This is a genomic window from Oscillatoria sp. FACHB-1407 (genome assembly GCF_014697545.1).
Lineage (GTDB): Bacteria > Cyanobacteriota > Cyanobacteriia > Elainellales > Elainellaceae > FACHB-1407.
In genome coordinates this window covers 1-4,148 of sequence record NZ_JACJSA010000061.1, presented here as the reverse complement: position 1 = coordinate 4,148, position 4,148 = coordinate 1, and the positions used below count along the sequence as shown (strand labels likewise).

The 4,148-nt window shown below is 51.2% G+C and carries 1 protein-coding gene; it reads right to left on the bottom strand.

Annotation, left to right across the window (positions count from 1 at the left end; all coding sequences use genetic code 11):
• Positions 1–97: 97 nt before the first annotated feature.
• Positions 98–3,982 carry an endonuclease domain-containing protein gene (locus H6G89_RS35475; protein ID WP_190514482.1) on the bottom strand — a complete coding sequence of 1,295 codons (3,885 nt, stop codon included), beginning with the start codon at positions 3,980–3,982 and terminating at the stop codon, positions 98–100.
• Positions 3,983–4,148: the final 166 nt, after the last annotated feature.

Genomic DNA, 4,148 nt, shown 5'->3' with positions numbered 1-4,148 from the left:
CTGGTCAATACTGCAAAGCGTCAGGGCATTTCTGCCTTTGACGCCATTTCCCGTGCCCTTACCTCAAAGCAGACCGATTGGCTACTGGATTGAGCAATTACGGTGATCCTTTGGGTTTCTTTGGATCATCATGTTCTGAATCCAAAGCCCAATCAAAAAAGTTAATAACCCAGCGACTTGGTAGTTGATTAAAGTGAGAAGTCAGATCGTCTCCATTTAAGAATGGAAATAGTACATCTCCATTTTTAGGATTTCTATCAATTAATACCTTTGCCTCTTCTGGAGACATCGTAAAGCCTAGACCTAGAATATTTGAACCTTGAAAGGATTTATTTTGATTTGCAACCAGTTGATAGGGTTTACCAACCGCTTTCCCAAGTGTCGTTAAAAATGATGTGATTCCAGTGACGATTTTTTCATCTAAAACATATTCGCTTTGCCAGTGCTGTTTGCACAGCCAGAGATAAGCCACTTCTAGACTGGCAGAACCAATCCACGGGCGACTCGGCACGGCTCGATAAATGGCACAACCCTTTGTAACTAATTGATCTAAACCCACTTCACGAGTATCACCTTGAGCAATTGTGTTTGTAGCAACTAATCCAAATCCTCCAGAGTGATTAGTCAGTTGATTGGCTTGAAGGAAAAAGTATGCACAAAGGTCTGCGCTACCTCGTTGACGATTTGCAAGATGCTCCACTAAAAGATTTCGGTAATCTGTGCCGAGAGTTCCTGTAATTTTTTGTCCACCTTGAAATGGGGGGTTACCAACGATCGCTGAAAACCCCTTCGGTACATTTTCCTGCAAAAACACTTCAGGAAACTCCAACAGCCAATGAAATGGTTTTCGTGGCGACTGATTTGCTGGATTTCCCAGGTTTAACATTCGTTCTGCACTTGCCTTCAGTGCCGTAATGTCTCGCGTTTGTTCTTCCGTTGCCGTTCCCTCTAACTCTTGTTCAATCCGCTGCGACACCACCATCAAATCTTCAGTCGTTAAATCAGACGTTTTCCCGGCATCTGCCAATGCTCTACCAATCAAGTAATCTCCCACAAACCGAAGTCGAGCGATCGCCCGTTCTGCCTCCTGAAACAGTCGTTCCTTTTCCTGTAAATCTTCAATGCCATTGACGCTAAAACTTTCCAGCCTGCGGCGTTTGGCGATCGCATCCTGCAAAATTGGTCGCCAAATTTGGGAAGCGATCGGATACTGCACCGCTTCATTGTCTGGATTCAGATTCAAATATTCGATCTGTTCCGCACGAGTAATGCCCAACAGCGAATCGCCCCACTTTAGCGCATGATCCAGAAACGTAAACGGTCGCCCCTTTGCCAGTGTCACCAGCCACAGCGATAGCTTCGCCATTTCAACGGCTAATGGGTTTTTGTCTACTCCGTAGAGACAGCGATCGGCTACAATCCGTCGCGCCACCAGCAACCGCTCATCCAGGTCAGTTGGGAGGATGGTTTCGCCGACTTCGCCACGGGAGAGGGAGCCACTGGGTAGGATGTGGATTTTGGTAGTATTGCCAGGTTTGTCACCCTCACCCCCAGCCCCTCTCCCTTGATGGGAGAGGGGAGCCGAGCCAAAGGCTTTTCGTATGATTTCTAGGGTTTGAGGCAAATTTGTTTCGACAAGTTGACTACTAACTCGGACAAATCGGAGTCCTAGCGATTCGAGTAATTCTTGACGCTGATGATCGAGATCCTGTTGAGTCTGATGAATTCCACCATCCACTTCAACGATCAGTCGTTCCGAAGCACAGAAGAAATCAACGACAAAAGAGCCAATTGGTTGCTGTCTTCTGAATTTGCGATTGTCTAGCTTACGTCCTCTTAATGCTTGCCATAGAATCTCCTCACTTGAAGTAGGTTCTTTGCGAAATTGTCGAGCGATCTCAAGCATTTTTTGTTTGAGAGATTCGGGTACTTCCCATCGATCTACACCCTCACCCCCAACCCCTCTCCCATCAAGGGAGAGGGGAGCCGAACCAGGATTTTTCCCTATTTCTTGCTCCCCCTTCTCCCCTCGTGGGAGAAGGGGGTTGGGGGGATGAGGGGGATTCTCCAATTCCTGCTGCCACGCTTCCACCAGCTTCCCAGCCAGATAACGACAGGTCTGCACCAAAAACGCGCCACTCCCCATCGCCATGTCGCAGATCTTCAGTTGCAGCAATTCAGCAGGCGATCGCAACCGCCACTGTTCCTTTGGCTTACCCTCTGCCACGCCCTCAAACACCAACGGCTCCAGCGTGTACTGCACAATCTCCTCGGTTAGATTGCGCGGCGTGTAGTGCGTCCCAGTCTGACGGCGATCGACCCCTTCCGTCACATACACCGACCCCTCCAGAATCACCACCGGATAGCCCAGCGTATCCTGCCGAATCAACCCCGCAAAGGGAAGGACGCGATCGAACAATTGCGGGTCATTGTTGCAAGCCGTCCGCAATCGCTGCTGGTCGCGTGGCTCAATCTCTGCACTCAACGCTTTCTTCAACGCAGAAGGCGATCGCCCCGTCTGTTCCTTCAACCAGGTCAGTAACGCCGCTTCGCCCTGCGCCTGAAACCGCTCTAGCTCACTCAGTTCAACCTCTGGCTCCTCATAGCGGGTTCCCACTAACCCCAACACCGTTGAAGTCGCTCGCACCGCAGTATGATCCAGCAAGCCTTCATAGACGTGCCCAATCTGCTCAATATCCAACGCCCGAAACGACAACCGACGCGGCTCCACCCCTGCACCTTGCACCCGAATTTGCAAAATCTGCAACGCTTCAAGCAAGTGCAACACAATCCGGTTATTGATCCGCAGTGGGTCAGCCCCACTCGTCTGCCACTCCGTCCCCTTGACTCGCCCCTCTAAAAACGGAAAGCGATCGGGGTCAAACAAACTCCCGCCATAGGCTGGAAGTTGCAACGTATCGTGAAAGATCCCGCCATACACCGCCCGAAACGTTGCCAATAACCGACACCAGGCATCCGATCGCCGCTCCAACACTTCCTCCCGATGCTGATCCGCGTGCGATCGCAACTGCTCCCGCAACGTAGACACCGCATAATGCTGATCATAAATCGGATCGCCCAATAGCAGCAGTCCCCGTTCCTCCGCACAAAAGAGAAACACCAGCCGCATCATCACGGTTAGGGCAGACACATAAAGCTGCGACTCAGCAATGTCCTTTAGCAAGGTTCCATTCTGGTCTTGATCGAGACGGGCGATCGCCTGCACCAGCACCTCTACGGCTCGTCGCACCTGATAGCCCAACTGGTCAGTCACTTCCTGCTGATCTGTCAAGCTTTGGGTCAGCAGTGCCTCCAGTGTCTCAGAGTCATCCACCCCAAAGAACCGCCTCACCCCCAGCAAACTCCGAAACGCCCGCAGCGTCAGATGCTCTTCCACCCAAAGCGTGCTGTACCAGGAAATAAACCCGGTGGTTTCTCCCTTGGGCGCATTCACCAGCATCCAATGTTCGCCGTTTGTCACCAGTCCCAACCGCACATTGCAAGCGTGCAGCAACTCCATCATCCGTGTCGCCGGACTCGCTGCCCAGCGTGACCCCTTCAACGGTTTCTCTAACCCCTGCTCTGCTGGCACAATCTGCACCAATAATCGAGGCTTCCCTGCATCTGCTGTCCCTGTTGGATTCACAACCACCCAATCCGGACGCAGCGTTTCGTTTTGCTCGGCGATCGCCACACTCAGCCCTGATGGAATCTGCTGCCCACTCCGCAACACTTCCTCTGGTAACTCCAGCGTTTGCTTGAGGACAAACTCCACCCATGCCCGATGAATCGCTGGCTCTGGCTTTAGCCCAAACTGGCTGTCTTGCCACTCCTCATACGCCGATCGCAGCAGCTTCAAATGCTCTGGGTCGTGGGCATCAAGTCCTGCCGGAAAGGTCTTGAGCAACACTGGCAAACTCAGGAAGGGCCCCGATGCTTCAACCAGTGACAACCATTCAGCGTGATGACGAGCAGTAGACATGAACCTTGAGATTGGAATTTTGCACTGAAATCAATAGCTGATGCCAACTTAACCGCTTTGAGCCATTATATATAGTCGAATCATTGAAACCATTGCACAGCAAAACTTTCACCTTGAAGACGTGTGTTCAACGTAGATACTTTTAGCTTTTCTCAAACCATAATGC